Raw genomic sequence first — 1928 nt, forward strand, 5'->3', positions numbered from 1 at the left:
GCTAGGGTGGCTGGACCCGAAGCTGCGACTCCTCGATGCATAAGTCCAATACGTGCTTTCCATGCTATCTATAGGTCATGCGAATAAATCTGATGCAGCTGCGGGCCTTCCACGCGGTGGCCACCCAGGCCAGCTTCACCCTGGCGGCGCGGACGCTGGGCCTGACCCAGCCGACCCTGTCGCAATCGGTGAAGGCGCTGGAGGAGCGCTATGCCGTGCTGCTGTTCGAACGCAGCTCGCGCCGGGTGCAGCCGACCGAGATGGGGCGGCGGCTGTTCCAGCTGACCACCCGGCTGTTCGACACGGAGCAGGAGGCGGCGGCCCTGCTGGAGGGCTCGGCCCAGCTGGCCCGGGGCCTGCTGCAGATCGGCGCCGACAGTCCCTATTATGTCATGCCGCTGATCGCGGCCTTCGACGAACGCCATCCCCAGGTCGAGATCCGGCTGTCGATCGGCAATGCCGGCGCGGTGCTGGAGGATCTGTCCGAGGCGCGGCTGGATGTGGCGCTGCTGTCCAACCCGCCGGTCGACCCCCGCTTCCACATCGCGCCGCTGTATCGCGACCCGGTGCGGCTGATGCTGCCGGCCGGCGACGCCCTGGTCGTGCTGGATGCGGTGCCGGCGGCGGCGCTGGCGGGGCGGCGGCTGGTGATGCGCGAGACCGGTTCGATGACCCGCCGCACGGTCGAACGCGGCCTGGCCGAGGCGGAGATCGTGCCCGGCGGCGTGTTTGAGGTGACCGGCCGCGAGGCAGTGCAGGAGGCGGTGGCGCTGGGCCTCGGCGTCGGCTTCATCTCCGAGGGCGAGGTCCGGCCCGACCCGCGTATCGCCATCCGTCCCCTATCCGATCGCGGCTGGCAGACCGATGAATACGTGCTGTGCCAGCGCGACCGCCGCCGCTTTCCGGCGATCCGCGCCTTCATCGACCTGGCGGTGGCCGCGGCCGGACTCAGCCCTTCGGCACCAGCCGGTTGACATGGCCCATCTTGCGGCCGGGGCGCGGCGCGCCCTTGCCGTAGAGATGCAGCTTGGCGCCGGGCTCGGCCAGGAATTCGGGCCAGCGCAGCACGTCGTCGCCGATCAGGTTCTGCATCACGGCGTCGGAATGGCGCTCGGTCGACCCCAACGGCAGGCCGCAGACGGCGCGGACCAGCTGCTCGAACTGGTCGCAGGCGCAGGCATCCTGGGTCCAGTGGCCGGAATTGTGCGGCCGCGGCGCCATCTCGTTGACCAGCAGGCTACCGTCGCGCGCCTCGAACAGTTCGACCGCCAGCAGGCCGACCATGTCCAGCGCCGTGACCAGCGTGCGGGCGATCTGCTCGGCCTCATTGGCCCGCTCGGGCGTCAGGCCCGGCGCCGGGGCGATCGTCTCGGACAGGATGTGGTCGCGATGCCGGTTCTCGACCGCGGGATAGCAGACGACCGACCCGTCCAGGCCGCGGGCGGCGATCACCGACAGCTCGCGGGCGAAGTCGACGAAGCCCTCCAGCACCGACGGGCGGCCGCCCAGACGGTCCCAGGCCGCTGCGGCGTCCTCCGGCCGGCGGATCACCGCCTGGCCCTTGCCGTCATAGCCCTCGCGCCGGGTCTTCAGCACGGCCGGGGTGCCGATCGCGGCCACCGCTTCGGCCAGCTCCGCCGCCGATCCGACCGCACGCCAGGGCGCGGTGCCGATGCCGTGGCGGTTGGCGAAATCCTTCTCCGCCACCCGGTCCTGGCACACCGCCAGCCCGTCCGGCCCGGGCCGCACCGGCACGCGGGCGGCCAGGTGCATCACGGTCTCGTAGGGGATGTTCTCGAATTCATAGGTGACGACGTCGACTTGGGCGGCGAAGGCGTCCAGCGCCGCATGGTCGGTGTAGGAGGACAGCGTCGCGCGATCGGTCACCTGGGCGCAGGGGCTGTCCGGATCGGGGCACAGCACATGGG

General features: G+C 71.1%; 2 protein-coding genes. One reads left to right on the forward strand and one right to left on the reverse strand.

Features of this window, described 5'->3' with window-relative positions; all coding sequences use genetic code 11:
- Positions 1–92 precede the first annotated feature (92 nt).
- Positions 93–974: a LysR substrate-binding domain-containing protein gene (locus tag AC3XYG_RS26900; protein ID WP_489142948.1), complete on the forward strand. Its 882-nt coding sequence runs from the start codon at positions 93–95 to the stop codon at positions 972–974.
- Here the strand turns inward: AC3XYG_RS26900 and AC3XYG_RS26905 are convergent.
- Positions 949–1928: 5-(carboxyamino)imidazole ribonucleotide synthase (locus AC3XYG_RS26905; protein ID WP_489142949.1), on the reverse strand; the 980-nt coding region annotated here is incomplete at its 5' end. The genes AC3XYG_RS26900 and AC3XYG_RS26905 overlap by 26 nt on opposite strands.

Source organism: Inquilinus sp., from assembly GCF_057815775.1.

Coding starts and splice junctions, on each gene's coding strand:
- AC3XYG_RS26900 (WP_489142948.1), top strand. CDS start 93: ATGCAGCTGCGGGCCTTCCACGCGGTGGCCACCCAGGCCAGCTTCACC.